The organism is Serratia marcescens subsp. marcescens ATCC 13880 (assembly GCF_017299535.1).
Taxonomy (GTDB): domain Bacteria; phylum Pseudomonadota; class Gammaproteobacteria; order Enterobacterales; family Enterobacteriaceae; genus Serratia; species Serratia marcescens.
This window is the reverse complement of the sequence record NZ_CP071238.1, coordinates 2,126,276-2,150,642: the sequence shown is the minus strand read 5'-3', so window position 1 is coordinate 2,150,642 and position 24,367 is coordinate 2,126,276. Positions and strand designations below refer to the sequence as shown.

General features: G+C 58.8%; 32 protein-coding genes and 1 pseudogene. 14 read left to right on the top strand and 19 right to left on the bottom strand.

Annotation, left to right across the window (positions count from 1 at the left end; all coding sequences use genetic code 11):
* Positions 1-41: 41 nt before the first annotated feature.
* Positions 42-797, bottom strand: coding sequence for a meso-2,3-butanediol dehydrogenase (budC, locus tag J0F90_RS10355; RefSeq protein ID WP_016928044.1), 756 nt, complete (start codon positions 795-797; stop codon positions 42-44).
* A 315-nt stretch (positions 798-1,112) separates the two neighbouring features.
* Positions 1,113-1,541 carry a universal stress protein gene (locus J0F90_RS10350; protein ID WP_016928045.1) on the bottom strand — a complete coding sequence of 143 codons (429 nt, stop codon included), beginning with the start codon at positions 1,539-1,541 and terminating at the stop codon, positions 1,113-1,115.
* Positions 1,542-1,794: 253 nt separating this feature from the next.
* Here J0F90_RS10350 and J0F90_RS10345 point away from each other — a divergent pair, with 253 nt between their 5' ends.
* Positions 1,795-2,472 (top strand): isochorismatase family protein, encoded by a 678-nt coding sequence (locus J0F90_RS10345; protein WP_016928046.1) that lies wholly within the window; start codon positions 1,795-1,797, stop codon positions 2,470-2,472.
* Positions 2,473-2,685: 213 nt separating this feature from the next.
* Here the strand turns inward: J0F90_RS10345 and J0F90_RS10340 are convergent.
* Together J0F90_RS10340 and cspE are read right to left on the bottom strand one after the other, a co-directional pair.
* A pseudogene (locus J0F90_RS10340) lies at positions 2,686-2,764 on the bottom strand.
* A 114-nt stretch (positions 2,765-2,878) separates the two neighbouring features.
* Positions 2,879-3,091 carry a transcription antiterminator/RNA stability regulator CspE gene (gene cspE, locus J0F90_RS10335; RefSeq protein ID WP_016928047.1) on the bottom strand — a complete coding sequence of 71 codons (213 nt, stop codon included), beginning with the start codon at positions 3,089-3,091 and terminating at the stop codon, positions 2,879-2,881.
* 558 nt (positions 3,092-3,649) lie between these two features.
* Between cspE and J0F90_RS10330 the strand changes: the two genes are divergently transcribed.
* Complete coding sequence (locus tag J0F90_RS10330; RefSeq protein ID WP_033641431.1) at positions 3,650-4,051, top strand: hypothetical protein; 402 nt, start codon at positions 3,650-3,652, stop codon at positions 4,049-4,051.
* A gap of 8 nt (positions 4,052-4,059) precedes the next feature.
* On the opposite strand, the gene J0F90_RS10325 is transcribed toward J0F90_RS10330, so the two are convergent.
* The 3 genes from J0F90_RS10325 to J0F90_RS10315 all read right to left on the bottom strand — a co-directional run bounded on the left by J0F90_RS10325 (position 4,060) and on the right by J0F90_RS10315 (position 6,214).
* Positions 4,060-4,704, bottom strand: a complete 645-nt coding sequence (locus J0F90_RS10325; RefSeq protein ID WP_015377630.1) for a Qnr family pentapeptide repeat protein — start codon at positions 4,702-4,704, stop codon at positions 4,060-4,062.
* Between the two features lie 74 nt (positions 4,705-4,778).
* Complete coding sequence (locus tag J0F90_RS10320) at positions 4,779-5,852, bottom strand: SMP-30/gluconolactonase/LRE family protein (protein ID WP_042705818.1); 1,074 nt, start codon at positions 5,850-5,852, stop codon at positions 4,779-4,781.
* A gap of 152 nt (positions 5,853-6,004) precedes the next feature.
* Positions 6,005-6,214 carry a hypothetical protein gene (locus J0F90_RS10315; RefSeq protein ID WP_004941260.1) on the bottom strand — a complete coding sequence of 70 codons (210 nt, stop codon included), beginning with the start codon at positions 6,212-6,214 and terminating at the stop codon, positions 6,005-6,007.
* Between the two features lie 141 nt (positions 6,215-6,355).
* Here J0F90_RS10315 and J0F90_RS10310 point away from each other — a divergent pair, with 141 nt between their 5' ends.
* Entirely contained in the window at positions 6,356-6,706 is a 351-nt protein-coding gene (locus tag J0F90_RS10310) for a GFA family protein (RefSeq protein WP_016928050.1), read from the top strand.
* Positions 6,707-6,719: 13 nt separating this feature from the next.
* Here the strand turns inward: J0F90_RS10310 and J0F90_RS10305 are convergent, their stop codons facing one another.
* From J0F90_RS10305 to J0F90_RS10285, 5 genes are all read right to left on the bottom strand, one after another.
* Positions 6,720-7,892, bottom strand: coding sequence for a Gfo/Idh/MocA family protein (locus J0F90_RS10305; RefSeq protein WP_033640580.1), 1,173 nt, complete (start codon positions 7,890-7,892; stop codon positions 6,720-6,722).
* Positions 7,893-7,906: 14 nt separating this feature from the next.
* The gene (locus J0F90_RS10300) at positions 7,907-8,830 is read right to left on the bottom strand and encodes a TIM barrel protein (RefSeq protein WP_033640581.1); all 924 of its coding nucleotides are present in this window, start codon (positions 8,828-8,830) and stop codon (positions 7,907-7,909) included.
* Between the two features lie 186 nt (positions 8,831-9,016).
* Positions 9,017-10,048, bottom strand: a complete 1,032-nt coding sequence (locus J0F90_RS10295) for a LacI family DNA-binding transcriptional regulator (protein ID WP_033640582.1) — start codon at positions 10,046-10,048, stop codon at positions 9,017-9,019.
* A gap of 72 nt (positions 10,049-10,120) precedes the next feature.
* Positions 10,121-10,537, bottom strand: a complete 417-nt coding sequence (locus J0F90_RS10290) for a DUF2000 domain-containing protein (RefSeq protein ID WP_033640583.1) — start codon at positions 10,535-10,537, stop codon at positions 10,121-10,123.
* Positions 10,538-10,635: 98 nt separating this feature from the next.
* Positions 10,636-11,094, bottom strand: coding sequence for a hypothetical protein (locus J0F90_RS10285; RefSeq protein ID WP_016928054.1), 459 nt, complete (start codon positions 11,092-11,094; stop codon positions 10,636-10,638).
* Positions 11,095-11,322: 228 nt separating this feature from the next.
* Here J0F90_RS10285 and J0F90_RS10280 point away from each other — a divergent pair, with 228 nt between their 5' ends.
* Positions 11,323-12,531, top strand: a complete 1,209-nt coding sequence (locus J0F90_RS10280; RefSeq protein WP_033640585.1) for an MFS transporter — start codon at positions 11,323-11,325, stop codon at positions 12,529-12,531.
* On the opposite strand, the gene J0F90_RS10275 is transcribed toward J0F90_RS10280, so the two are convergent.
* Positions 12,506-13,408, bottom strand: coding sequence for a LysR family transcriptional regulator (locus tag J0F90_RS10275; protein ID WP_033640587.1), 903 nt, complete (start codon positions 13,406-13,408; stop codon positions 12,506-12,508). The two genes, J0F90_RS10280 and J0F90_RS10275, sit on opposite strands and share 26 nt — an antisense overlap.
* Positions 13,409-13,530: 122 nt before the next feature.
* Here J0F90_RS10275 and J0F90_RS10270 point away from each other — a divergent pair, with 122 nt between their 5' ends.
* Together J0F90_RS10270 and J0F90_RS10265 are read left to right on the top strand one after the other, a co-directional pair.
* The gene (locus J0F90_RS10270; RefSeq protein ID WP_033640589.1) at positions 13,531-14,271 is read left to right on the top strand and encodes an SDR family NAD(P)-dependent oxidoreductase; all 741 of its coding nucleotides are present in this window, start codon (positions 13,531-13,533) and stop codon (positions 14,269-14,271) included.
* A 17-nt stretch (positions 14,272-14,288) separates the two neighbouring features.
* On the top strand, positions 14,289-14,498 hold the full coding sequence (locus tag J0F90_RS10265; RefSeq protein WP_033633277.1) for a tautomerase family protein: 210 nt from the start codon (positions 14,289-14,291) through the stop codon (positions 14,496-14,498).
* An 85-nt stretch (positions 14,499-14,583) separates the two neighbouring features.
* Here the strand turns inward: J0F90_RS10265 and J0F90_RS10260 are convergent, their stop codons facing one another.
* Entirely contained in the window at positions 14,584-14,721 is a 138-nt protein-coding gene (locus J0F90_RS10260; protein ID WP_004941229.1) for a hypothetical protein, read from the bottom strand.
* 294 nt (positions 14,722-15,015) lie between these two features.
* Here J0F90_RS10260 and J0F90_RS10255 point away from each other — a divergent pair, with 294 nt between their 5' ends.
* Positions 15,016-16,131 carry an AI-2E family transporter gene (locus tag J0F90_RS10255; RefSeq protein ID WP_033640590.1) on the top strand — a complete coding sequence of 372 codons (1,116 nt, stop codon included), beginning with the start codon at positions 15,016-15,018 and terminating at the stop codon, positions 16,129-16,131.
* A gap of 93 nt (positions 16,132-16,224) precedes the next feature.
* Positions 16,225-16,437 carry a hypothetical protein gene (locus tag J0F90_RS10250; RefSeq protein ID WP_033640592.1) on the top strand — a complete coding sequence of 71 codons (213 nt, stop codon included), beginning with the start codon at positions 16,225-16,227 and terminating at the stop codon, positions 16,435-16,437.
* Here J0F90_RS10250 and J0F90_RS10245 read toward each other — a convergent pair.
* The gene (locus tag J0F90_RS10245) at positions 16,434-16,853 is read right to left on the bottom strand and encodes a GNAT family N-acetyltransferase (protein WP_033640594.1); all 420 of its coding nucleotides are present in this window, start codon (positions 16,851-16,853) and stop codon (positions 16,434-16,436) included. The two genes, J0F90_RS10250 and J0F90_RS10245, sit on opposite strands and share 4 nt — an antisense overlap.
* A gap of 145 nt (positions 16,854-16,998) precedes the next feature.
* On the opposite strand from J0F90_RS10245, the gene J0F90_RS10240 reads away from it, so the two are divergent.
* Positions 16,999-17,289 carry a hypothetical protein gene (locus J0F90_RS10240; RefSeq protein ID WP_016928059.1) on the top strand — a complete coding sequence of 97 codons (291 nt, stop codon included), beginning with the start codon at positions 16,999-17,001 and terminating at the stop codon, positions 17,287-17,289.
* Between the two features lie 30 nt (positions 17,290-17,319).
* Here J0F90_RS10240 and J0F90_RS10235 read toward each other — a convergent pair whose 3' ends face one another.
* The 3 genes from J0F90_RS10235 to J0F90_RS10225 all read right to left on the bottom strand — a co-directional run bounded on the left by J0F90_RS10235 (position 17,320) and on the right by J0F90_RS10225 (position 19,438).
* Positions 17,320-18,222 carry an HNH endonuclease gene (locus J0F90_RS10235; protein WP_033640596.1) on the bottom strand — a complete coding sequence of 301 codons (903 nt, stop codon included), beginning with the start codon at positions 18,220-18,222 and terminating at the stop codon, positions 17,320-17,322.
* 148 nt (positions 18,223-18,370) lie between these two features.
* Positions 18,371-18,868, bottom strand: coding sequence for a cell envelope integrity protein TolA (gene tolA / locus J0F90_RS10230; RefSeq protein WP_227944608.1), 498 nt, complete (start codon positions 18,866-18,868; stop codon positions 18,371-18,373).
* 162 nt (positions 18,869-19,030) lie between these two features.
* On the bottom strand, positions 19,031-19,438 hold the full coding sequence (locus tag J0F90_RS10225) for a hypothetical protein (protein ID WP_033640598.1): 408 nt from the start codon (positions 19,436-19,438) through the stop codon (positions 19,031-19,033).
* 314 nt (positions 19,439-19,752) lie between these two features.
* On the opposite strand from J0F90_RS10225, the gene uspF reads away from it, so the two are divergent.
* The gene (gene uspF / locus J0F90_RS10220) at positions 19,753-20,208 is read left to right on the top strand and encodes a universal stress protein UspF (protein WP_016928063.1); all 456 of its coding nucleotides are present in this window, start codon (positions 19,753-19,755) and stop codon (positions 20,206-20,208) included.
* An 84-nt stretch (positions 20,209-20,292) separates the two neighbouring features.
* On the opposite strand, the gene icd is transcribed toward uspF, so the two are convergent.
* Entirely contained in the window at positions 20,293-21,546 is a 1,254-nt protein-coding gene (icd, locus tag J0F90_RS10215) for an NADP-dependent isocitrate dehydrogenase (RefSeq protein ID WP_015377612.1), read from the bottom strand.
* Between the two features lie 131 nt (positions 21,547-21,677).
* Between icd and rluE the strand changes: the two genes are divergently transcribed.
* From rluE to mnmA, 4 genes are all read left to right on the top strand, one after another.
* On the top strand, positions 21,678-22,304 hold the full coding sequence (rluE, locus tag J0F90_RS10210; protein ID WP_033633281.1) for a 23S rRNA pseudouridine(2457) synthase RluE: 627 nt from the start codon (positions 21,678-21,680) through the stop codon (positions 22,302-22,304).
* 22 nt (positions 22,305-22,326) lie between these two features.
* On the top strand, positions 22,327-22,665 hold the full coding sequence (locus J0F90_RS10205; RefSeq protein WP_033640599.1) for a lysozyme inhibitor LprI family protein: 339 nt from the start codon (positions 22,327-22,329) through the stop codon (positions 22,663-22,665).
* A gap of 9 nt (positions 22,666-22,674) precedes the next feature.
* Entirely contained in the window at positions 22,675-23,121 is a 447-nt protein-coding gene (locus tag J0F90_RS10200) for an NUDIX hydrolase (RefSeq protein ID WP_033640600.1), read from the top strand.
* A gap of 106 nt (positions 23,122-23,227) precedes the next feature.
* Positions 23,228-24,328: a tRNA 2-thiouridine(34) synthase MnmA gene (mnmA, locus tag J0F90_RS10195; protein WP_033640601.1), complete on the top strand. Its 1,101-nt coding sequence runs from the start codon at positions 23,228-23,230 to the stop codon at positions 24,326-24,328.
* Positions 24,329-24,367: the final 39 nt, after the last annotated feature.

The following is a 24,367-nucleotide window of genomic DNA, read 5'->3' as shown; positions in this document are numbered from 1 at the left end:
CAACAGGCCCGGTCATCCTGGCCGGGCCTGTGCGTTAACGCTTAGACGATCTTCGGTTGGCCGTCCGAGGCGGTCGCCCCGCCATCGACCGGAATGTTGGCGCCATTGATAAAGCTGGCGTCGTCGCTGGCCAGGAACGCCATCACCGCCGCCACCTCTTCCGGCTCTGCCGCACGCCCCAGCGCGATGCGCTCATTGAACTTGTCGCGGATCTCCTGCGGCCAGCCGTTGGTCATGTTGGTTTTGACCAGGCTCGGGCAGACCGAGTTGATGCGCACGCCGTCACCGCCGTGATCGAGCGCCATGGCGCGCGTCAGGTTGACCACCGCGCCTTTCGCCGCGCAGTAATAGGCCGCGCCCCAGTCGCCGCCCAGGCCGGACACCGACGCGGTATTAACGATGCAGCCTTTGGTCTTCAGCAGGTGCGGCAAGGCGAATTTGGAGCAGAACACCACGCCGTCAATATCAACCCCGGCGATGCGACGCCAGTCGTCGATGCTGGTTTCCAGCACGCTGCCCGCCACATGCACGCCGGCATTGTTCAGCAAGACGTCGATGCGGCCCAGTTTTTCCGCCACCTCGTTCATCATTTTTTCAACCGCGACGTGATCGGACACATCGATATGCACCGCCATCGCTCGGCCCTTCGGCAGCGAAGCGGCGACCTTGTCTACCGCTTCCTTGGCCCAGTCGGCCAGCACCACGATCGCGCCCTCGGCTGAGAAACGCCGCGCCGCCGCTTCCCCCATGCCATTGCCTGCACCGGTGATAACCACGACTTTATTGTCAAAACGCATGAGACCTCCTCCATGTGAACGTATTTATATAAGTCATACAAATCTCATTACCCCGAGAATAAGGCGCCCCTCCGCGGAGAGCCAGTCAAAACGTGCGGTTTATTAACCCAAATGAGGTATGGCAGTGATTTCAATGCGCTGGATTAACCTTTATCGGATTTTGGCCAACATATTGATGGAGAAAATAAAATTGCGGTCAGTCACTATTTTTCGGGCGGATTGTCAGCAAGCGGGATTATTGCAGGTATGCGGTTATCTTCACCCAGAGAAAAGCGATGCGAATGGAAAACGGCAGCCGCCCGCAGGCGGCCGCGACTATTTTTTCTCGATGGGGACAACCAGCAGATCGACCTTCAGTTCGTTGATCGCCTGGCGCGCCGAAGAAACCAGCCGGCTCCAGACATCGTGGTGGTGGCCGAAGATCACCAGGTCGAACCCTTTTTCCTTCGCCACCCGGTTCAACTCTTCCGTCAACGCGCCGCGGCTGACGATCACCTCTTCGACCGGATAGGACGACTGCCCTTTGATCGCATTGAGCATATTCTTCACCCGCTCCGAAAATGTGCGATCGGTGTAGTTGTAATCTCCCACGCCCAGATCGACGTAATAACCGGCGCGATGAATGTCGATATAGATCAGGGAAAGTTTGGCATTGAGCGCGGCGGCCAGTCTGGCGCCCTTGCCCAGCAGGAACTCGGCGTCTTCGCTGAGATCCGTGGCGACAACGATATGCCGATAAGCCATGATGTCGGCCCTCCTCGTCAGATCCGTAAACAGGATGGCGCTCCTTGCCGCATGTTTCTCATGCACCTTAAGTTTAGCCCAGCGCCGGCCCCCTCGCCTGCTGCAGTGTCGTTCCATTTATGGAACGATGTATCCCGACTTCAGGCTCTACCGGATTTCTCTCTCGGCCCTACACTGTAAGCAAGTGCTGAGTTTCAGCCTTATCAATCAAAGAAGATACCTACTGACCTCACGACGAGAAAAGGAAAACACCATGAGCACTCCAGCCAACTTCAACGGCCAGCGTCCTGTTATTGATGCTAATGACGCAGTCATGCTCCTGATTGACCACCAGAGCGGCCTGTTCCAGACCGTCGCCGATATGCCGATGACCGAACTGCGCGCCCGCGCCGCCGCCCTGGCCAGCATCGCCACCCTCAGCAAACTGCCGGTGATCACCACCGCCTCGGTGCCGCAGGGCCCCAACGGCCCGCTGATCCCGGAAATTCACCAGAATGCGCCGCACGCGCAATACGTCGCCCGTAAAGGGGAAATCAACGCCTGGGACAACCCGGACTTTGTGGCGGCGGTCAAGGCCACCGGCCGCAAGACCCTGATCATCGCCGGCACCATCACCAGCGTCTGCATGGCCTTCCCGTCCATCAGCGCAGTGGCCGAAGGCTATAAAGTTTTCGCGGTGATCGACGCCTCCGGCACCTACTCAAAAATGGCGCAGGAAATCACCCTGGCGCGCGTGGTGCAGGCCGGCGTGGTGCCGATCGACACCGCCGGCGTGGCCTCGGAGCTGCAGGGCAGCTGGAACCGCGCCGACGCTCAGCAATGGGCCGAGGTTTACACCAAAATCTTCCCAGCCTATCAGTTGCTGATCGAGAGCTACCTCAAGGCGCAGGACGTGGTGAAAAACAACGAACTGCTGGACTCGCAGCGTTAAGATCGCGGGCATAAAAAACCCCGGCCAAGGCCGGGGCTATTAATCGTGTGCCGGTGACTTTCCCGGCTGTCATGTTATGGCGTAAGCGTCCATCCCACACTCCAACATTACGCAGCCTAAGCGCGACTTTTTCACAACAGAAAAATAGACTGAAACGCGTCGTTATTAATTCTGCGGCAATCTATTTTTCTGTTGCCAATAATCATTAATTATTGGAACGTCATCGAGGAATCGAACCCCAGTCCGCCAACGAATAATTTCGCTGCCGCTCTTCCTGCTGAGCTAATGACGTATCGAGAAAGACTCCGGGCGAACCCGGAGTTTATTCAGGCTGAGGATTTCATTGCTTAACTGCTCCGGCTTAAACCATCATCGCTGTCGTAAGAAATTGCACCTCGGCCGAAAATTATAACGCGACCACGTTGCCGGCAGAAGGCCCCTTCATGCCATTTTCGATAGTGAACTCAACCTGTTGGCCTTCGTCCAGCGTTTTGAAATCGTTGCTCTGGATAGCGGAGAAGTGTACAAACACGTCTTTTCCACCGTCTGCCGGGGTGATAAAGCCAAAGCCTTTACCTGCATCAAACCATTTTACCAAACCCGTCATTTTATTGGTCATAGAGATATTTCCTTTATATTTTTGCGACGCCATAGGGCGATAGAGGTCTGTTTTTATTGGAAACTTATGGGGCACTAGAGAAGAGAATTCGCGGAAGAAGAGGTATCTGAGGGATATCGCTAATACTGAGAACTGCTTTACTAAAACTGCTTTCATAAGGTCTGAACTACAAACCGATGACGCTATTTACACACAGCTAAATTATTTAAGCAAGATATATTTTAAATTATATTCATATGGCTCATAAATTTATTACCGCAAAGGACCGCCTGCATCTGCCGCCAGCTCAGGGTTATCTGCGCGGCGTTCGGGGTGAAAAATAACGAATGATTGGACTCGCCGCGCCGGGGCCGATCATGAACGCGCAAACAGCCGCCGATTCCGCGTTCTGCTCTTCCCTTCACGCGAAACCACTCCCTGCTATAACACTGAAGAAAACCGCTTAATCGTCATGAAAGAGAAACAAAAGCTTAATAAATCAATCTGTTCTCGACACTGGTGCATTATCGTTGTTAGGATAATTATTTTACTTTACAGGAAATGACCTCAAGGATGGCTATGATGGGCAAAAGAACACTGACGCTAGCTGCACTGACGCTCAGTTTGGCAGGCTGCCAGCCGGCACCACCAAGCTATGTGGAAAACGCGAATGCCTTGATTGCCAAACAAATCAGCGCAATTAGCCCGCAAACGGCGCAGTGCAAATTTGCCCAAGACGGGCACTATTGGATTTCGGCTTGCTCATTGGGTAACGCGCGCGACACGCCGGTGTTCGCCCTGTTCGAACAGGAAGGCGTCATGCAGGCCAACGACAATCTGGCGATCGCCGTCGTGCCGCTCAACGAGCAGGCTCGCCACCTCTCACAGGATCCCCGCTTCACTATCCCGGTAATGCAACGCCGTATTCCCGTGGACGCAGAGAAAGCCTCCAATCGCTTATTTGCCCAACCGTCGCGTTAGCCATTCCCTTAGCCGATGATTGCGATCCCCAGCCGCTCCAGCAGCTGCGCGGCCTGGTGGCTGTCCATTTTGACGCCCTGCAGATCGGTGGTACGCAAATCCAACTCGCCCAGTTCCGCGTTGCTCAAATCACACTGGGTGACATCGGCGGCACGCCAGTCGAAACCGGAGAATTCGCCGCCGGACAGATCGGAACCGCTGAAACTGGCGCCGAGCACCTGCGCACCGTGCCAGCGGTTTTCCCACAGCTCGCATTTCTCCAGCACCACCTTGGCGAAGTTGGCATAGCTCAGGTTGCTTTTGGTGATATAGGCGCTGCAAAACCAGGTGCGGCTGGTGATCATGTTCATAAAGCTGGCGCCGCGAAAATCGGCGCCCTGCGCGCGGCATTCGCGGATCTCCACCCCCAGAGCGCTGGCATGGCGGAAGTCGGCCATCGACAAATCGCAGCTTCTGAAGCTGGCGTCTTTCAGTATCGCGCGGCTGAAATTGCCGCCCTGTCGGCTGTCGCGATCGTAAAACTGGCAGCCGATAAACTCGGTACCGGTCAGATCGGCGCCCGAAAAATCGCACAGCATAAAGCTGCCGTTTTCAATCTTCTCGCCGGTAAAGCGGTTACGGTCAATCTTTTCACCCTTCAACATCAGACTCATCGCAGCACACCTGTTTATTTATACAGTCAGTGCGCATTTAATCCTATTCCGGCGCGGTTGGCAATCGCCGTCGATCAGCGGCCATCCGCCGCGGCCGGTTCGAACGCCACCTTGACGATACTGAACGTCTTGGTACTTTCCGCCTGAGCGACGTCGGCAAACAGCCGGGGGTAACGGGAGTTGACGACCCACACTTCGCCATCCCGCAGCGCGGCGCCGGTCGGCCCATCCAATCCCGGCGGCGCGGCGACCGCGGCGATACGCGCGCTGGCCCAGCCGTCGGTCGAGGAGAGCAGTGACACGTCGCCGGACATGCTCCCCTTTTCATCCGGAAAAGACTGTACGATCACCAATTCATGGGCGTTTTTGAGCCGCAGCCCGTCCGGCCCTTTCAGCCGCTGCGGCAGCCTGATTTCACTGACCGCCGGCGCGTTCTCCAACGTCACCTTCCACAGCAGCCCGCGGGTGTAGTCCGCGGCAATCAGGTAGCCATCCGGGTGATACACCACGCCATTGAGATAAGGCCGCGTGCCCTGCGCAGCGGCGGGTGCGTCGGCCGGCATCAAGCGCGCTGAGCGCACCAAAATCGACGCCTGGCGCGTTGTCCGGTCGATCTTGTAAATCTGCGGCTGGAAGCTGTCGGTCACGTAGATATTGCCCTGCGCGTCGAGCGTCAGATCGTTGGGCAGCGTCGGCCCATGGCTTAACGATGAAAGATCGTACGTCTGCTGCAGCGCGTCGGTATCGAGATTGAACTCCAGCACCTGCGCCACGCGATTGCGCGTGCCAGCGGCAGAGTTGCGGGACACGCCCACGTCTTCGTTGCACACCAGCACCCGGTTGCGCTCGGCGTCCACCAGCATGCCGGAGGTGGTGATAAGCCCCTTGCCGGTGGAAAACCGCCGATAGCGGCCATCCGGGTAGACCAGGCCAAGCTGCCCGCCGCGCAGAGAGGAAATCAGGAACGCACCGGCGCGTGCATTCCAGGCGATGCCCTCAGGGTAGGCGCCGGCGGGGTCCGGCGAAAACTCGATGCGTTGCGTGGCCTGCGCCTGCATAACGCCGCTGAACAACAGCGCTGCGCCGGCCAACTGGGTGACGCGTCGGCGGCGCGGCAATAAGAAAGAAAAGAAGCTGAAGCGGAACATGAGCATGACCCTGATGAGGACTCGGATCGCTAGAGTAGGATCGCGCCGCTCACGGCACCAGCCGGGAAAAAGGCAATGCGCCACTAAAAAAATCGCAGTAATCAGCGCAAAAAAAACCGCCCGAGACGGGCGGTTGACGTGACGGCGAACCGTTACTTCAGGGCTTCCTGAATGGCGTCGGCCATCGGGCCGATGTGCTTTTCCGCCGCCTTCAGCTGGAAGTCCACGCCGTTGCCGTCGTTGGTATCCGACAGCGTGGCCTTGATCAGTTCCAGCGCCGCCTGCACCGCCACCAGCCGTTTGTGCTGTTCGTCCGTGACCGGTTCGGCACCCATATTGGCCGGATAGTAATGTTCTAACATCGCGATCTCCTTTTGATGACGTTAACCTCTAACCTACCAGAAAACCGTGCATTTACTAAGGAAACCAGGCCGGGCACGGCCGAGTGACGATAAATTGCACTATACTGGGCAAACACTCTCCCCTGTTACAGGATCATCGCCATGTCATTCCAGGGAAGCTGCCACTGCGGCGCCGTCACCTTTACCGTGGACGCCGAACTGCCGACCGAAGCCCTCAGCTGCAACTGTTCGATTTGCCGCCGCAAAGGGCTGCTGCTGTCGTTCTTCCCCATCAGCGCTTTCACGCTCAACAGCGGTCAGGACCAGCTCAGCACCTACACTTTCAATCACCACAGGATCCGCCATCAGTTCTGCCGAGTCTGCGGAGCCCAGCCCTTCGCCTACGGCACCGCGCCAGACGGCGCCGCGATGTGCGCCGTTAACCTGCGTTGCGTGCCGGACGTCGCGCTGGATGCGTTACAGATCCACAGCTACGACGGGGCCAGCGTCTGAGCGAATCGCTCGCTCAGTCGAAGGCGACCCAGCCGGCGTCGGTTTCGGCGGATTGCACGCAGCGCGCCACCCACTTCACGCCCAGCGCGCCAGCCTGCACGTCCGGGTACCAGAAGTCGGCCAGAAAGGCTGCGTCGCGCCGATCGGTGGCGTCCATCGCCAGCGCGAAGCGGCGGTAGAGATTCGACCACGCTTCAAACAGCCCCTCCGCATGGCCGCCGCCGATGCGATCATCCGCCAGCGCCGACGCGGCGAGATACGGCATGCCGCGCTCCAGGATCCGCACCGGCTCGCCCTGCACTTCGAAGCGCAGCTGATTGGGTTGTTCATCCCACCACTCCAGGCTGGCCTTTTCACCGACAATGCGCACCTTTTGGCCGTGCATCGAACCGCAGTTGACCGCCGAAGCCCACACGGAGCCGACGGCGCCGTTGTGATACTCCATCAGCACATAGGCATTGTCCTCCAACGGCGCGCGCGACGGCACAAAGCTTTGCCGGCTGCAGATCAGCCGCCGGATCTTCAACTGCGGCGCCATGGTTTCCGCCAGGAACAGCGTGTGGGTTGCCAGATCGCCCAGCACATAGCTGGGGCCGACAAAGCGCGGATCGACCCGCCAGCGAGTGCTGGGATTATCCTGCTCCACCGGCGCAGCGTGAAAGCCGTGGGCGAACTGCATATTCACCAGCCGAATTTCCCCCAGCCGGCCATCGGCAATCATCTGCCGGGCCTGCAAAATCATCTGGTGCCCGGCATAGCCGTAGGTCACGCCGATGACTTTGCGCTGCCGCTCGCACAGCGCCGCCAGCGCCTGCGCCTCTTCGACGCTGAAACACAGCGGCTTCTCGCATACCACGTGCAATCCCGCCTCCAGCGCCGCCCGGCAAATGGCGTAATGGGTGTTGTTCGGCGTGGCGATCGAGACCGCTTCGATGCCGTCCGCCCGCGCGGCTTCGGCGCGGAACATCTCGGCATAATCCGCATAACAGCGCTCCGCCGCCACGCCCAGACTCCGGCCAAAATCACGCCCGCGTTCGGTGTCAATGTCGAACGCGCCGGCCAACAGAGTAAACGCGCCGTCGCGCAAGGCCGCCGAACGGTGGATGTAACCGATCTGGCTGGTGCCACCGCCGCCGACCATGCCCCAGCGCAACGATCTCGCCAAAGGTTTGCTGCCGTTGATCATCGTGTTTCTCCTGATTAAAAGCCGAGGCCGCGCAAGTAGCGCAAGCTGGCGGCGACGTCCTGCAGGCTGCCCTGCACATTGCGCGGATCGCGCTCCTGCTCGATAGTGATCCAGCCCCGATATCCGCGCTCGGCCAACAGCGCACGCAGCTGCGGATAATCGATCGCCCCGCTGCCCAACGGGCACATGACGCCCTCGGCGCAGGCGGTGAAAAAATCGACGCCGCGCGCCAGCACCTCGCGGAACACCTGCGGATCGACGTCTTTGAAATGCAGGTAATCAAGACGATTAAAGTGCTTGCTCAGCCAGGCAGCCGGGTCCAGCCCGGCGTAATACAGATGGCCGGTATCCAGGCACAATCCGGCGGTGTGATGCGGAATGTCCGCCGCCAACCGGTCGATTTCGTCGGCGAACTCGATGCAGCCGCCGGCGTGCGGATGCACCACCGGCCGCACACCGTATTCCCGCCAGGCCAGTTCGCTAATGCGCGTAATGTGCCCGATCATCCTCTGCCACTCCCCCTGCGACAAACGCGGCGCTAAATCTGAACGCCCGGCGAACCTGGCGCGTTGCGGATTGCCGAAATCGATAATCACCAAGAACGGCGGCGCGGCGCGATCGCCCTCGGTCGGCTCCGCCCTGGGCGCCCGCGAGAGGTTGCGGCATATCCGATGAGTCAGGGCCAGCAGGCGCTCAATGTTCGCCTCGCTGACCAGATCGTCAAAAATCGTGCCGGCCACCAGCGACAGATGATGCTGCTCCAGCGCGGCACACAGCGCCTCGCTCTGCGTCGGCAGATAGCCCCACGGCCCCAGCTCGATGCTGCGGTAGCCGGCCGCCGACGCTTCTTGCAGAACCGTGGCATAGAGCGGCAAATGGGGGTTGTTCGGATCATCCACGCCCCAACTGCAGGGCGCATTGGCGATAGGCAAAGTCATGGCGACGGCTCCTTTTTTGCGGGGAATGCCGGCAGTATCAAACAAAAATTCCAAAGCCATCAATAATGAAAATTTTATTTTTTGATAGAGATCGCGCTATTTTTGATAAATTATTTGATATTTTTTAATCAAATTCAGGCGGTGCCTGGCTGCGCCCTGACCTCGGCAAACACCACTCAGCGGCCGTCAGAGGTTTTCTTTGGTGATCACATCGAAGCGATTAATGATGTGGCGTAATCCCGGTTGTTCTTCGGCGGCGAGTAACGTCTCGACGATCGTGGCGGCCAATTCGGGAATGCGGTGGCACAGCAGCAGATCCACCGTGCCGTCGAGCAGCGCCATTTCACCGCCCAGCACCGGGCCGTGGCACACCAGCGTGATGTCGCGCTGCCGGCCGCTCTCTCGCAACGCCTGAATAATGCCCTCCACACCGCCGCTCGGCGCGTAAAGCGCCGCCAGTTCCGGGTGGTTCGCCAGCAGTTCACGCGTGACCCGGCGCGCCGTTTCCGCGTCCTCGAGGCTGCGCACCGGTTCCAGCACACGCTGGCCGCTCATCTGCTCACGCAGGTAGGAGCGAAAACCGATCTCGCAGGCTTCCTGGCAAGTAAAACGGTTGTCGCCGATGATCACGCCGACGTCGCCCTGACGCCGGCACAGACGATCCACCGCCCAGCCGGCGGTGCGGCCCGCTTTTTGATTATCCAGACCGATGTAGCCGGCGCGGCTGGGCACCGATAAATCCGACAGCAGCGCGAAAACGTTGATGCCCGCCTGGGCGGCTTCTTCTACGGCATAGTGGATCAGGGGGTGATCCAGCGCCAGCACGCCGATCGCTTCCACCTGGCGGCTCAATTGGCTAATGGCGGCGGCGGTGTCGTCGATGGCATTGAGAGAGTGGAAGATGAACTGCAGCGGCTGACCCGGCTCATGATACGGTGCCGCTTGCGCCATCAATTCATCAGCCAGTTGCGCATAGAAAGAGTGTTCGCGCCGCAGCAGGATAAACCCCATTCTAAGGCGGCGCTCCGGCCTGCCCAGCACTGCCGACAGGCAGTGGGACTTCTCCAACGCGAACCCCAACTTTTTCGCTGCCTCAATCACCCGGCGCTGGGTGGCGGGCCGCACCGACGCGCGTTGGTTGATCACCCGATCGACGGTGGCGATGCCGACCCGCGCCTCTCTGGCGATGGCCGCCATGGTGGTTTTCTTACCGCTCATGTTCATCTCCATCAACGATTTGATGGAAAAATATCATAGCCGTTGCCGCCCCTGATGTGACGCCGTTCGCGATTAACGATAGACGGAGAACTTCTTGGTGAGCGGCTTAAGCTGCTCGGTGTCACCGTAGAGCGCTACCGCCACGAACTCCAGCTGCTCGTAGGGGGTATTGGCGGTGTCGGCGATCTGCTGCTCGGCGGAGTGCGACAGCATGGTGGTGGTGAAGAAGTTGGACAGCACGCCCTCCTCCTTGCATTTGAGGATCAGGTTGCTGAGCTGGCTGCTGTTTTTAGCCTGAAGGATGACGATCGGGTAGTGGCTCATGTTGGCGCTGACGCCGTCGAGGCTGCTCGGGTAGTGGTGAAACTCGCGCTGCTCGATAAGATCGGTGATGCCCGCCGTCAGATGGCAGGAAGCGTTAAACAGCGTGGCCGGTTCGTGATTGCGGTTGAGGATGATATAAAACTTTTTCTCGTTGTCGCTGTACATACTCTTCTCCTTGAATAGGCAACCAGTTTTACCCAATCTGCACAGGGTTTCAAGGCGCGAAAAGGGGCCGCGTCCGGCCCCGTGCTAACGCTGCCGGCTCAGACCGCGCCTTCACCCGGGCCGAGCGGTTGCGCCACCTGATGCAGCACGGTGATGTTCTGCAAAAGCGTGCCGCCGTCGATCGGTTTCATCTGGCCGTCGCGATCTTTATAGTGCGTCGGCTTGGCGCCATGGAAGAACAGCCCGGCGTTGACCTGTACGCCCAAATAGCCTGCGCTGGCCGGCAGGCGCTGCACGTCGGTCCAGGGGTTGGAAACCGGCACATACTGGAAGCCTTCGCTCGTCTTGGCGTACAGCGGGCGCAGCAGCGTGACAAAGGCCATCATCGGCGACAGCGCTTCTTTAAAGATCTGCACCGGCCGATCGACCGTCATCAAGAAACCCTGCGGCTGTTCCTCAACCGTGTCGAGGCTCAGGCTGCTGCTGATATCGTCACCCCGGCCGCCATAGCTCCATTCAATGGCCGGCGCCCCACTCTCGTTCATCATCTCTGACATACACTGCTCCTTATAAAATGAATTCAACACGCCTGCTGCGTGCCGGAACAGTAAACCGCTGCGGGGGGACCCGCGTCCACGCCGGGCGGCACGCTGGCGAACCAAACAACGAGGCGCGCAAAATAAAGCTCGAAATGAACAGTTTCCCCACGTGATAGCGCAGCATTTGAACGGCCTTTGCTGTAGCGCAGAGGCATAGTGATGACGTTGCCGCCACCGGAGAGTGTTATGACCGCGATTAAACCGGACGCCATCGACCGCGTTCTCCCCGCCGCCACGCCCTGGCTGGCCGTCATCAACGTGCTGTTCGCCGGCATCGCGGCGGCGCTGCACGTGGGTAAGGCCACCATCGCGTTGCCGGCGCTGCAGGCCGAGTTTGGCCGTTCACTGGAGACGCTAAGCTGGGTCATTTCGGCCTTTCCTTTCGTCGGGGTGTTCGGCGGCATCGCCGCCGGACTGCTGGTGCGCCGCTGGGGCGATCGGTGCCTGCTGGCGCTCGGGCTGCTGATCATCAGCGCCGCCAGCTTCGCCGGTGCCACGCTGCACGACTTCAGCGGGTTGATTGTCAGCCGCTTTGTCGAAGGCCTCGGCTTCGTGATCGTGGTGGTCGCCTCGCCGGCGGTGCTGAACCGCATCGTCGCCCCGGCGCAGCGCAACCTGGTGTTCGGCATCTGGAGCACCTTCATGCCGGCGGGCATCGCCATTTCACTGTTTTTCGGCCCCCATCTCGCCGGTTGGCAACAGAGTTGGCAGGCCGGTGCGGCGTTGACGCTGCTGGCCGCCCTGCTGCTGCCGCTGACTACGTCCCGCCGCGCCGCCGAGGCGCACGTTTCGCCGTCGCCGCTGCGGCAAGCGCTGGGCGCGATGCTGCGGGCGCGCCAGCCGCTGTTGCTGGCGCTGATGTTCACCGCTTACAACCTGCAGTTTTTCTCGGTGATGACCTTTTTGCCGATCTTTCTGATGCAGCGCATCGGCCTGTCGCTCGCGGCCGCCGGCGGCATCAGCGCGGCGGCGGTGGCGGCCAACATCATCGGCAACCTCGCCGCCGGCGTGCTGCTGTCGCGCGGGCTGCCCGCCAGAACGCTGCTCGCCGCCACCAGCCTGTTGATCGGGGGCTTCGGCGTCGGCATTTTCCTGCCGATGACGCCCAACGGCCTGCTGATCCCGCTGTGCTTCCTGTTCTGCGCCATCGCCGGCATGCTGCCCGCCACCATTCTGGCCGCCACGCCGGCGGCGACACCGGAACCGACGCTGCTGCCGCTGAGTCTCGGGCTGGTGATGCAGGGAAACTACCTCGGCCAGGTGATCGGCCCGGTCGCGCTGAGCGCCATCGTGGCCGCGGCCGGCTGGGCGGCTCCGGCGTGGCTAGTGCTCGCGGCGGCGGTGTCAGGAGCCGTATTGGCGCTGGCGGCTACGCTTCCGTCAGGAAATCGATGAATTTCCGCACCTTCAGCGGGACAAAGCGCGCATAGGGGTAAAGCAGGATGAAGGGACGCGAGGCGCCGGCATAATCTTTCAAAACCTCGACCAGCGCCCCGTTGCTCAACTCTTGTTCGACGGTAAAGCGATACACCTGCATCAGTCCGGCGCCGCTTTTCACCAGCGTCAGCGTAGCGAGGTAATCTTCCTGGCAAAGCCAGCGTCCGGCAGTGTCCACTTTGCTATTTTCGCCCTGAATCTTAAACGTCCAGGCGGTTTTTCTGCCGGTGCTGGGCAACGCATACTGAATGCAATCGTGCCGGGCCAGATCCGCCGGCGTGAGCGGCGCAGGATGACGCTGCAAATAGCCCGGCGTCGCCACCACGATCAGTTCAGCCTCCTCCAATCGTCGCGATACCAGGCCGGAATCGTTCAGCTCGCTGCCGCGAATGGCGACGTCGAATTTATCTTCGGAGAAATCGATATTCTGATTGCTGACGTGCAGATTCAGCTTGAGATCGGGATAGCGATGCGCAAACTCGGGCAAACGCGGCAACAGCCTAAAATGCGCGTACAGCGTCGGTGCGCTGATGCTGAGCGTCCCCACCGGTTTGTCCCGTTCGCCGGAAATTCTCGCCTCGGCCTCCATCAGCTGGCTCAGCGCCCGGCGACATTCCAGGTAATAACGCTGTCCGGCATCCGTGACGCGCATCTGGCGTGTGGTGCGGATAAACAGCTTCGCCTGCAATCGCGTCTCCAGGCGCGCGACCGAGCGGCTGACCGCCGCAGGGGTTATCCCGGCGGCATTGGCCGCTGCGGTGAAACTGCCGGTTTCTACCGTCAGGCAAAACAGCTCGATACTGCCCACCTGAACGTCGTCAAAATGGCGTTGCATGTCTCTCCCCGCCGATTCATTACATCAGGTATAAATTAAAATTCTTTCCCTCTCATTTTTCAACCAACAGGTATGGATTACCGTTCACCTACGAGCAATCACTATCCTGTCGAGGAGAAAAAATGAGCAAAGTAAAAACGGTCATCGTCACGGGCGCATCGAGCGGCTTGGGCTTCGCCATCGCGCAAGCCTACCTGGCGCGCGGCTATCAGGTTGTCGCAAACGCCCGTTCGCTTGAACGGCTGCAGGCGGCGGCGGACAAACTCGGCCGCCCGGCCAATCTGCTGCTGGCGCCGGGAGACATCGCGCTGCCGGAAACCGCCGAGCGGTTGTTCAGCCTGGCGATACAGACTTTTGGTCAGGTAGATATTCTCATCAATAACGCCGGCATATTTATCGCCAAGCCGATCGCCGACTATACGCCGGAGGAGGTCGACGCGATGGTGGCAACCAATCTGAAAGGCTTCTTCTACCCGGCGCAGGCCGCCGCCCGGCATATGCAGCAACGCGGCGCCGGCCACATCGTCGCCATCACCGCGTCGATCGCCATGCAGCCCAACAGCAAAGTGCCCGCCTTGCTGCCGGTGCTGATTAAAGGCGGCCTTAACCACGCCGTGCGCGAACTGGCATTGGAGTTAGCGCCGCACAACGTGATGGTCAACGCCGTGGCGCCCGGCATCATCGCCACGCCGATGCATCAAAATGATGAACAGAGCCTGACGCAGATGCGGCAACTGGCGCCAACCGGCCGCATCGGCCAGCCGCAGGACATCGTCGATGCGGTGCTGTATCTGACCGACGCCAATTTCGTTACCGGCGCGGCGCTCGCGGTTGACGGCGGCGCCACCGCCGGGGTCTGGTGAAACCGGGGGAAAACGCCATGCCATACGTCAACATTAAAGTGACCGACGAAGGGGTCAGCGCCGCGCAAAAACGCATGCTGATCGAGGGAGCCACCACGCTGCTGGAACGGGTGCTGAATAAGCCACGCCACACCACTTTCGTGGTGATTGACGAGGTGGCCACCGACAACTGGGGCGTCGGCGGAGAGAGCGTCACCGCCCTGCGCGCCAAAGAACGAGGCGAATAACGGATGATTGATGCTGTGAGTCTCGTGTCGTAGGGTACAGCCGCTAGTTATCGTTATCGGGCCTGCATGATGAGACCAGGCACGCTTAGCGCGAAGGATAAGGCCAGTGGTGATCAAGGCCCGATAATGACAAGGCGCCGGTCGCGGCAAGATAAACCAGCACGCCGGCGAAAGCGATCAGCAGCACCTTTTCGATAACGGCAAGTCGTTTGTGTTCAGTCATTTGCATACTCCTTCGTGATATCGGGCGAACGGCCGCCCTCCTAAAAACTAGGAAAGCCTGGCGCAGGCGGCAAGCGCGGCTCACAAAATGAAACACAATAGATAAATTTATTTAATTATTTAGCCCTCTTTCTTTTCTCTCGCCGCCGCCTGTTCACCGTGCGGCGCCCGCCTTGCCCTTAATAACCCTATGGAATACGCCACTAAAAATCCCCTACCGGTTAAGCAAAGGTGATGATAGTGTTGTTTTCATTCAGTTCATCTATGCTGAAAATTCATCTTTTGAGGGACGACTATGATGTCTAAAGGCATTTCCAAAGGATTCTTTATTCTGATCCTGTTCATCGTTACCGCCGCCTTTCTCGACGTGCTGGGGCCTTATTACTCCTCGGTGCTGTGGGCGGTTATTCTGGCGGTGATTTTCCATCCGGTGAAAAAGAAGTTGAAGCAGTACGTCGGCGAACGCAACGGCGTGGTGTCGCTGCTGACGGTGGCGCTGATCTGCCTGATCGTGTTCACGCCGTTGGCGATCATCGCCTCGTCGCTGGCGATGGAATTCAACGTGATCTACACCAAGCTGCAGACCAACAACAGCCAATTGCCGACCATGCTGGCGGACTTCATGCGCCACCTGCCCGGCTGGGCGCAGCGCTTCCTGGCGGAGCATAACCTCAACAGCGCCGCCGAGATCCAAAAGCAGCTTTCCGAGGTGGCGCTCAAGGGCGGGCAATACTTGGCGGGCAGCGTGTTCCTGATCGGCAAGGGCACCTTCAACTTCGTCGTCGGCTTCGGCGTAATGCTCTATCTGCTGTTCTTCCTGCTGAAAGACGGCCCTTATCTGGTGAACCTGGCGCTCGAAGCGCTGCCGCTCTCCCAGCACGTGAAACACCATCTGTTCGTCAAGTTCGCCGCCGTTTCCCGCGCCACCGTCAAGGGCACGGTGGTGGTCGCCGTGGTGCAAGGCGCGCTCGGCGGGCTGGCGTTTTACTTTACCGGCATCGACGGCAGCCTGCTGTGGGGCGCGCTGATGGCGTTCCTGTCGATCATCCCGGCCGTGGGCTCCGCCATCATCTGGGTGCCGGCGGTGATCTACTTCTTCGCCACCGGCATGCTGTGGAAAGCCATTTTCCTGGTAGTGTTCTTCGTGGTGGTGATCGGCCTGGTGGACAACATCCTGCGCCCGCTGCTGGTGGGCAAAGACACCAAAATGCCGGACTACCTGATCCTGATCTCCACCCTGGGCGGCATGGAGATTTACGGCATCAACGGCTTCGTCATCGGCCCCTTGATCGCCGCGCTGTTCATCGCCTGCTGGAATATTCTGTCCGGCCGCGACAGCGAGGAGAACATCGAAGAGATCGACGAAGAGTTTATCGAGGAAGGCAAGAACCATCCCGACGCGGTGGAGTAAACCTCCCGCAGCGAATCACGCAGGGGCCCGTTTGGGCCCCTTTTTTTGTCTGTGGTATCCTTGCCAGGCTCACAAGGAAGAACGGATTTCGTTATGCTTATTTTTTACGCCATGCTGGCCATCGCCTTCACTCTGCTGTGCCTGTTAGCCTTTCTCTATTGCGCCTATCAGTTGACGAAGCACGGCGACGTCAGGTTTTTGGCCTCGCTTTCGGTGCTGCTCTTCGCACTGCTGGCCTTCTATGCCGCTTACGGCTACGTCAGCACCTGGCTGCAACAGCAGGCGGTCGATGTCCGGCTGTATTAGCGCAGCGGGATAAAAAATACCTGCTCCGGATCGCCGTCATCGAGATTGTCAATCTGGCCGCTGGCGACAAATCCGGCGTTCAGCAGCAGCCGCTGCATCGACAGGTTGGAACGATTGGTGGAAGTGAACAGTTTCGGGTGTCGGCAATGGGACTTCAATGCCGTAATCAACGCCTGCCCGACGCCCCGGCGGCGATAGCGCTCGCCGACCATCAGCATCTCGATAAAACCGCAGCCGAAGAAATGATAGTGCAGTACGCCATAGCCCATCACCACGTCCTGTTCCTTGGCAAGATAGCACTCCCCCTGCCCGCACCAGGCCCGGATCTGCGCCGCGCGCTGCGGTTCGTGTTCGGCGACGCTGTCGAGGGCGATCAGGGCTGCGACATCGCTGTCAGTGGCCTGGCGAACAAACATGTTTTAATCCTCATGCTGATGGATACGGCGACACCGCTTCAACGAAACGGCAACCGAAGCGGGATAACTTTTACATCCCCGCCGAATTTTGTAATCCTATTATAGAGTTACTAAAACACACGCCAAGGAAGGAAAGCTTTTCCCGATGAGAATACCGCAAATCTCCGCCGCCCTGCTGTTTACCTTGCTGCTGGCGGGCTGCCAGTTCCACAAGACCGTGTTCCCGCCGCCGTATATCGGCGCCCCGCAGGAGATCAGCACCTACGAAGTGAAAGGGCTGACGTTCGTCACCACCGTCACCTTCAGCGGCCTGTTCGCCGAAGATCTGGTGCGCGAATACGCACAGAAACATCACTATCGCTACTATGTTGTCACGATGCGCAGCAACGGTTTTAAAGATCGGAGCGAGCGCGTGAGCGCGATGATGTATCGGTAAGAGCCCCGGCTCAGATTTGGCAAACCTGCATCAGGGCACAGTTTCAAAGCCCCACTTCACTCGATGCCGTTGCAGGTATGCTCTGTTCTTTTCAGACAACCCGCTAATATTGGCGTCCAACGGGATCCTCAGCTCACATAGCAAACCGCTCATCGTCCGTGAATACAGCAAACGTCCGTCATCGGCAAAACTGATCATGCCACGATCGAACAGCTTGTCCAGATTGGGGATTAACGGCAAACCATTGTGCGGATCCACTTTTTCTTCTGGGGTCGCAATCGACCAGGCAACGATGTGAGAGGCAATGAGAATGGACGGCTCCGCAATCCCCGTGACGGCGCACCGGTTTCCCCATCGCTTAAACATTTTATCGCGATAGGGACCATGCCCAATCCGCGCCTGAATCACTCTTTCTTGCTCACCACCGACCTCTCTGGTGATTTCGACGGTATCCGCATGGAAGTTGATAGAGAGGTTTTCCGAGAGAAAACCGGCGATCAACGCGGCTGCCGGCGCGGGGATCTCGCACATATAGTTTTCGGTGCATCCGCCTTTCTTATTAAAAACGCGCGGAAGGCAAGCCTGGTTGTGCATGCGTGTGAACGCCTGATTAAAAAGGGAAACATCAATAGGTAGTTCAAGACGCGTCAGTTCCAAATCGACTTGGGTACCCGCAATATGCGGCGGTCCCGCGACCCGATGCTCAGGCCGCGGTGCAGAGTAAGCATCGCGTACCGCTGTCGCCACGCCGATGATCTTCCTACCCTTGTGGCAAAAAATCAGGTCACCCTCTTTGACTTTTTTGACCGTTTCCCACCCGGCAGGTTTAAACATGTTCCCAGTCTTATTTATTCCATATTGCGGCGCCCACAGGAATTCGCCCTTAAAAACTTCCGCGACGCTGCCACCAATGTTGACCCAGAAAAAACGCATGGCCACTCTTTTATAATCAGGAGTTTTAAGGGTTATCGTCACCATTCATCAAGGGCTTTAGTGAGTTTCACCAATTAACGCAGGGTGACGGCAATAAAAAATCCCGGCCTTGACCGGGATAGCGTTGCACGGAAACAGCGTTGTTTATTCACTGCGGGCGAAATTCCAACGCGCTGCTTTTGACCGCTTCGTAAACCGCGGCCGTTGGCGGCTTAGGCAGACGCGCATTGGTGATTGCCTTGATCGCGGCCTGGCAAAGTTCCGGTTCCCCTTGCTCAGCCCGAATGCTGATCAGCATACCGTCCGGCGCCAGCTTGATGCTCAATGTGCAACGCTTGCCTGAGTAGGCTTCGGCATCTTTCAAATGGCTTTGAATCGCGGCCTGCAACTGGGCGATATAGTGTTCTTTCTCTTTTCCCGGCGCCGACGTCTTTGGGCCGCCAAGGCTGGTGAAAATATCGCCAACCTCTTTATTTACCGGATCGGTTTGGCTGGGGGCCGTGTTTTTGGCACAGCCCGTTAATGCCAGCGCGGTCATCGCCGCCAATACTGTGGCAACGCCGGTTTTATAGCCTGAATGCGTTATTTTCATATCCCTGTCCTTATGGATAATTATCAGTAGTGAAATCAGTTGACGCTGGGCCACGCAAAGAGCTCCGGCCAATACGTTATACAGGATCAATATACACCGCTAGTGACATTAAAACTTTCGCCAGGGGCTGTGCAGTCCGTCACTACAACAGCAGTGACGCACCGATTTTCGACAGAATAACGTATGAATAGACAGCGATGGCATACACGTTTTCGCTCATCCTTTGTAAGCACTGCACATAAATTTCAACACGGTCTTTTGGCTCACAATGCTGAGATAAACCGGATCGCTGGATGCCATGTTCACGAACACCCAGCTGGTTACGCCGTCAACGGTTCTGGCAAAGCTCAATGTATCAATGCCCTGAACGTCGTCCCGGTCGACAAAATGGAATACGGCGCTGTTAATGGTGACGGTTTGCGATGCGCCATTCATCATGGCCGTGATTTGGGTTCCTGCTTGCGTATTGCATTCCAAACGCACCAAGGGTGAAGGCGCTTGCGCGACTGGGGTTGATTCGGCGTACTTCGCTTTCGCCCTGGCCATTCGCTCATCGGTAGTTTGCGTGGTGCACCCGCCAATAAATAAAGACAAAATCAAAACAGAAATGGTTTTCTTGGTCATTTAAACTATCTTTTCACTGGATAACAATATTACTGATTGTAACAAAGAAGGGCCCCGAGAGCTCCTTTTCTACTCAAACGCCAAACACGCTGATACACGCTTAACAATAGCGGCGCGATCATTGAACAGTTCGCTTCCCATGCCTTTAACAGCCAGATCAGCCGCTTCTAATCGATTGCCACAACAACGGTTTCTGCATACTTTCCCTTTTGGCGGTCAATTTCTTTGGTTCTGCCATACCGATCGCCGTTTTCTCGGCGTCAAGCAGCTATAATCCAAAAAGTGGAGTTTTTTGAAAACGATAAGGAGGGAGTATGTACAAAACTATTTTGGTTCCCGTGGATATTACCGAGCCGGAATTAACACAGCAGGTCATCCCGCATGTCAACGCGCTCGCCAGGCTCGAAGACTCCCACGTCCATTTCCTGGCGGTGATCCCGTCGCGCGCCACCTATGCCGCTTTCGGCTTTGCCGCCACGGCGGCGATAGAAACCAAAGACGAAATCATTGCGGTAGCAACCGAGGGGCTGGCAAAAGCGGCCAAAGAATTCAGCGTGCCTGAAGATAGAGTGACCACGCACGTTGCCGTCGGCGATCCCAAAGATCAGATCCTGGAGCTCGCCGATGCGCTCAACGCGGAGATTATCGTGATGGGTTCCAACCGCCCTTCTGCCATCACTTATCTCCTCGGCTCCAATGCCACCGCCGTCGTCCGCCACGCCAATTGCCCGGTGCTGGTCGTGCGTGAATCGGCTAACGCCGCGCAGTGAGCCTGTCCGACACCTCACTCATATTTGAACAGTAAAAAAACGGGAGCCCTAAGGCTCCCGTTCTCATTCAAACGCCAAACACCCTTACATGTGTTTAACGATGGCGTCGCCAAACTCTGAACATTTCAGCAGTTTAGCGCCTTCCATCAGGCGTTCGAAGTCATAGGTCACGGTCTTGGCAGCGATGGCGCCTTCCATGCCCTTAACAATCAGGTCAGCCGCTTCGAACCAGCCCATGTGACGCAGCATCATCTCTGCGGACAGGATGATGGAGCCTGGGTTCACTTTGTCCTGGCCGGCGTACTTCGGCGCGGTGCCGTGAGTCGCTTCGAACAGCGCGCAGTCGGAGCCGATGTTGGCGCCCGGCGCAATGCCGATGCCGCCTACCTGGGCCGCCAGGGCGTCGGAGATGTAGTCGCCGTTCAGGTTCATACAGGCGATCACGTCGTATTCCGCCGGGCGCAGCAGGATCTGCTGCAGGAAGGCGTCGGCGATCACGTCTTTAACCACGATCTCTTTGCCGGTGTTCGGGTTCTTGATCTTCAGCCATGGGCCGCCGTCGATCAGCTCGCCGCCGAACTCTTCGCGCGCCAGCTCATAGCCCCAATCCTTGAAGGCACCTTCGGTGAACTTCATGATGTTGCCTTTGTGAACCAGAGTCACGGAGTCGCGGTCGTTGGTGATGGCGTATTCGATCGCCGCGCGCACCAGACGCTTGGTCCCTTCTTCGGAGCATGGCTTCACGCCGATACCGCACTGCTCTGGGAAGCGGATTTTCTTCACGCCCATTTCGTCGCGCAGGAATTTGATCACTTTGTCCGCTTCGGCGGAGCCGGCTTTCCACTCGATGCCGGCGTAGATGTCTTCGGCGTTTTCGCGGAAGATCACCATGTCGGTCAGCTCAGGCTGTTTCACCGGGCTTGGGGTGCCCTGGTAGTAACGCACCGGGCGCAGGCACACGTACAGGTCCAGCTGCTGGCGCAGAGCCACGTTCAGAGAACGGATGCCGCCGCCGACCGGGGTGGTCAGGGGGCCTTTGATGGCGACGCGGTAGTCGCGGATCAGGTCCAGAGTTTCGTCCGGCAGCCACACGTCTTTACCGTAAACGTGGGTAGATTTTTCGCCGGTGTAGATTTCCATCCAGGAGATTTTACGTTCGCCGTGGTAAGCCTTTTTAACGGCCGCATCAACCACGTGGATCATGGCAGGAGTCACGTCAACGCCGATGCCGTCGCCTTCGATGAACGGGATGATCGGGTTATGAGGAACAACCAGTTTACCCTGGGCGTCAACCGTGATTTTTTTACCTTCTGCCGGAACAACTACTTTGCTTTCCATCAACCTCTCCTTCAAGCGCAATTTTGTTAATGCTTTGTAAGATGCGTGTAGATACTACTTGAATATTCGGTCCGCGCCAATCCGAAACGGATTCGGTTATAATGCGCTTATCATCCGTAATCTCAACCGTTATGAAAAAATTCTCTGTTAGAAATCACAACGTTAAACGATTCAGCAAGCCGAATGCCGCCAAACCCGCCGCGCCGAAGGGGCCGCGCCGCATTGTGTTATTCAACAAGCCCTTCGACGTGCTGCCGCAGTTCACCGACGAAGCCGGCCGCGCCACGCTGAAAGAATACATCCCCTTCCCCGACGTTTACGCCGCCGGGCGCCTGGATCGCGACAGCGAAGGGCTGCTGGTGCTGACCAACGACGGCCAGCTGCAGGCGCAGCTCACCCAGCCGGGCAAGCGCACCGGCAAAATCTATTATGTGCAGGTCGAGGGCGCGCCGCAGGAGAGCGATCTGGCGCCGCTGCGCAGCGGCGTCACGCTGAAAGACGGCCCGACGCTGCCCGCCGGTGTTGAGTTGGTGGCCGAGCCGCAGTGGCTGTGGCCGCGCAACCCGCCGATCCGCGAGCGTAAATCCATCCCCACCAGCTGGCTGAAAATCACCCTGTTCGAAGGGCGAAACCGCCAGGTGCGCCGCATGACGGCGCATATCGGGTTCCCTACCCTGCGCCTAATTCGCTACAGTATGGGTAATCTTTCGCTGGGTTCACTGCAGCCCGGTGAATGGAAAACCATCGATTCCCTGTAGACCGATAACTGATGGAGGCGCCATGAAATCTACTCCGATCGCGCTGCTGCTCGCCGCTCTGGCGGCCCCGTTCGCCGCCCCGGCCGCCAGCTTCGACTGCGCCAAGGCGGCAGGCAGCGATGAACGCACCATCTGCGCCAACCGCACGCTGAACGATCTGGACGTGCAAATGGCCACCAAGTACCAATTCCTGCGCGGCCTGTTCGCCATGGGCGCGCGCGGCGCGATGCAGGACAGCCAGCAGGCCTGGCTGGCCAAACGCCAGCGGTGCGGCGGCGACACCGCCTGCCTGCTGCAAAGTTACCGCACCCGCATCGCCGAGCTGGACGACATCTACCGGCGCATCGACAAACCGCTGTAAGGAGACCGCATGTTCAAACCGCACGTCACCGTAGCCTGCGTGGTGCACGCCGCCGGCAAATTTTTGGTCGTCGAAGAGACCATCAACGGCAAAGCGCTGTGGAATCAGCCGGCCGGCCACCTGGAGGCCGACGAGACGCTGGTGCAGGCCGCCGAGCGCGAGCTGTGGGAAGAGACCGGCATCCGCGCCACGCCGCAGGCGTTCCTGCGCCTGCACCAGTGGATCGCGCCGGATCGCACGTCGTTCCTGCGTTTCTGCTTCGTCATCGAGCTGGAACAACCGCTGCCGACCGAGCCGCACGACAGCGACATCGATCGCTGCCTGTGGTTGAGCGCCGACGAGATTTTGCAGGCGCCCAACCTGCGTTCCGCGCTGGTGGCGGAGAGCATTCGCAGCTATCAGCAGCCGGAGCGCTACCCGCTGTCGCTGGTCGGCAGCTTCGCCTGGCCGCATTAAGCGCGCCGGGCAGCACAAGATGAACAGTGCGCCGGCGCGGCCAACGTGGTAAAATCCTGCGCTTGTTTTTATCAGCACGGTTCGTGTTCAAGTTCGTGAGATCCCCATGTCAGACAACAGCCAGAAAAAAGTAATCGTCGGTATGTCCGGCGGCGTCGACTCTTCCGTTACCGCCTATCTGTTACAGCAACAGGGCTATCAGGTCGCTGGGCTGTTCATGAAGAACTGGGAAGAAGACGACGACGAAGAGTACTGCTCCGCCGCGACCGATCTGGCCGATGCGCAAGCGGTCTGCGACAAGCTGGGCATCGAACTGCACACGGTGAACTTTGCGGCGGAATACTGGGACAACGTGTTTGAGCTGTTCCTGGAAGAGTACAAGGCCGGCCGCACGCCGAACCCGGACATCCTGTGCAATAAAGAGATCAAATTCAAAGCCTTCCTGGAGTTCGCTGCCGAAGATCTGGGGGCCGATTTCATCGCCACCGGCCACTACGTGCGCCGCCAGGACGTGGACGGCAAAAGCCGCCTGCTGCGCGGCGTCGACGGCAACAAAGATCAGAGCTACTTCCTCTACACCTTGAGCCACGAGCAGGTGGCGCAGAGCCTGTTCCCGGTCGGGGAGCTGGAGAAGCCGGAGGTGCGCCGCATCGCCGAGCAACTGGAGCTGGTCACCGCCAAGAAGAAAGACTCCACCGGCATCTGCTTCATCGGCGAACGCAAGTTCCGCGACTTCCTCGGCCGCTACCTGCCGGCCCAGCCGGGCCCGATCGTCAGCGTCGACGGCCAGACCGTCGGCGAACACCAGGGTTTGATGTATCACACTCTGGGCCAGCGCAAAGGGCTGGGCATCGGCGGCCTGAAAGACAGCAGCGAAGATCCGTGGTACGTGGTGGATAAAGACGTGGCCAACAACGTGCTGGTGGTTGCGCAGGGGCACGATCACCCGCGCCTGATGTCCACCGGCCTGATCGCGCAGCAGCTGCACTGGGTGGATCGTCTGCCGCTGACCGGCCCGTTCCGCTGTACGGTGAAGACCCGCTATCGCCAGCAGGACATCCCTTGCACCGTGACCCCGCTCGACGACGAACGCATCGAAGTGCGTTTCGACGAGCCGGTCTCCGCCGTCACCCCCGGTCAGTCGGCGGTGTTCTATCAGGGCGAAATCTGCCTCGGCGGCGGCATCATCGAACAGCGCCTGGCGTAATTCACCTGCCGCCCAAGAAAAACGCTGCGTTTACCGCAG

Coding starts and splice junctions, on each gene's coding strand:
- budC (WP_016928044.1), bottom strand. CDS start 797: ATGCGTTTTGACAATAAAGTCGTGGTTATCACCGGTGCAGGCAATGGC.
- J0F90_RS10350 (WP_016928045.1), bottom strand. CDS start 1,541: ATGGCTTATCGGCATATCGTTGTCGCCACGGATCTCAGCGAAGACGCC.
- J0F90_RS10345 (WP_016928046.1), top strand. CDS start 1,795: ATGAGCACTCCAGCCAACTTCAACGGCCAGCGTCCTGTTATTGATGCT.
- cspE (WP_016928047.1), bottom strand. CDS start 3,091: ATGACCAATAAAATGACGGGTTTGGTAAAATGGTTTGATGCAGGTAAA.
- J0F90_RS10330 (WP_033641431.1), top strand. CDS start 3,650: ATGATGGGCAAAAGAACACTGACGCTAGCTGCACTGACGCTCAGTTTG.
- J0F90_RS10325 (WP_015377630.1), bottom strand. CDS start 4,704: ATGAGTCTGATGTTGAAGGGTGAAAAGATTGACCGTAACCGCTTTACC.
- J0F90_RS10320 (WP_042705818.1), bottom strand. CDS start 5,852: ATGTTCCGCTTCAGCTTCTTTTCTTTCTTATTGCCGCGCCGCCGACGC.
- J0F90_RS10315 (WP_004941260.1), bottom strand. CDS start 6,214: ATGTTAGAACATTACTATCCGGCCAATATGGGTGCCGAACCGGTCACG.
- J0F90_RS10310 (WP_016928050.1), top strand. CDS start 6,356: ATGTCATTCCAGGGAAGCTGCCACTGCGGCGCCGTCACCTTTACCGTG.
- J0F90_RS10305 (WP_033640580.1), bottom strand. CDS start 7,892: ATGATCAACGGCAGCAAACCTTTGGCGAGATCGTTGCGCTGGGGCATG.
- J0F90_RS10300 (WP_033640581.1), bottom strand. CDS start 8,830: ATGACTTTGCCTATCGCCAATGCGCCCTGCAGTTGGGGCGTGGATGAT.
- J0F90_RS10295 (WP_033640582.1), bottom strand. CDS start 10,048: ATGAGCGGTAAGAAAACCACCATGGCGGCCATCGCCAGAGAGGCGCGG.
- J0F90_RS10290 (WP_033640583.1), bottom strand. CDS start 10,537: ATGTACAGCGACAACGAGAAAAAGTTTTATATCATCCTCAACCGCAAT.
- J0F90_RS10285 (WP_016928054.1), bottom strand. CDS start 11,094: ATGTCAGAGATGATGAACGAGAGTGGGGCGCCGGCCATTGAATGGAGC.
- J0F90_RS10280 (WP_033640585.1), top strand. CDS start 11,323: ATGACCGCGATTAAACCGGACGCCATCGACCGCGTTCTCCCCGCCGCC.
- J0F90_RS10275 (WP_033640587.1), bottom strand. CDS start 13,408: ATGCAACGCCATTTTGACGACGTTCAGGTGGGCAGTATCGAGCTGTTT.
- J0F90_RS10270 (WP_033640589.1), top strand. CDS start 13,531: ATGAGCAAAGTAAAAACGGTCATCGTCACGGGCGCATCGAGCGGCTTG.
- J0F90_RS10265 (WP_033633277.1), top strand. CDS start 14,289: ATGCCATACGTCAACATTAAAGTGACCGACGAAGGGGTCAGCGCCGCG.
- J0F90_RS10260 (WP_004941229.1), bottom strand. CDS start 14,721: ATGACTGAACACAAACGACTTGCCGTTATCGAAAAGGTGCTGCTGATC.
- J0F90_RS10255 (WP_033640590.1), top strand. CDS start 15,016: ATGATGTCTAAAGGCATTTCCAAAGGATTCTTTATTCTGATCCTGTTC.
- J0F90_RS10250 (WP_033640592.1), top strand. CDS start 16,225: ATGCTTATTTTTTACGCCATGCTGGCCATCGCCTTCACTCTGCTGTGC.
- J0F90_RS10245 (WP_033640594.1), bottom strand. CDS start 16,853: ATGTTTGTTCGCCAGGCCACTGACAGCGATGTCGCAGCCCTGATCGCC.
- J0F90_RS10240 (WP_016928059.1), top strand. CDS start 16,999: ATGAGAATACCGCAAATCTCCGCCGCCCTGCTGTTTACCTTGCTGCTG.
- J0F90_RS10235 (WP_033640596.1), bottom strand. CDS start 18,222: ATGCGTTTTTTCTGGGTCAACATTGGTGGCAGCGTCGCGGAAGTTTTT.
- J0F90_RS10225 (WP_033640598.1), bottom strand. CDS start 19,438: ATGACCAAGAAAACCATTTCTGTTTTGATTTTGTCTTTATTTATTGGC.
- uspF (WP_016928063.1), top strand. CDS start 19,753: ATGTACAAAACTATTTTGGTTCCCGTGGATATTACCGAGCCGGAATTA.
- icd (WP_015377612.1), bottom strand. CDS start 21,546: ATGGAAAGCAAAGTAGTTGTTCCGGCAGAAGGTAAAAAAATCACGGTT.
- rluE (WP_033633281.1), top strand. CDS start 21,678: ATGAAAAAATTCTCTGTTAGAAATCACAACGTTAAACGATTCAGCAAG.
- J0F90_RS10205 (WP_033640599.1), top strand. CDS start 22,327: ATGAAATCTACTCCGATCGCGCTGCTGCTCGCCGCTCTGGCGGCCCCG.
- J0F90_RS10200 (WP_033640600.1), top strand. CDS start 22,675: ATGTTCAAACCGCACGTCACCGTAGCCTGCGTGGTGCACGCCGCCGGC.
- mnmA (WP_033640601.1), top strand. CDS start 23,228: ATGTCAGACAACAGCCAGAAAAAAGTAATCGTCGGTATGTCCGGCGGC.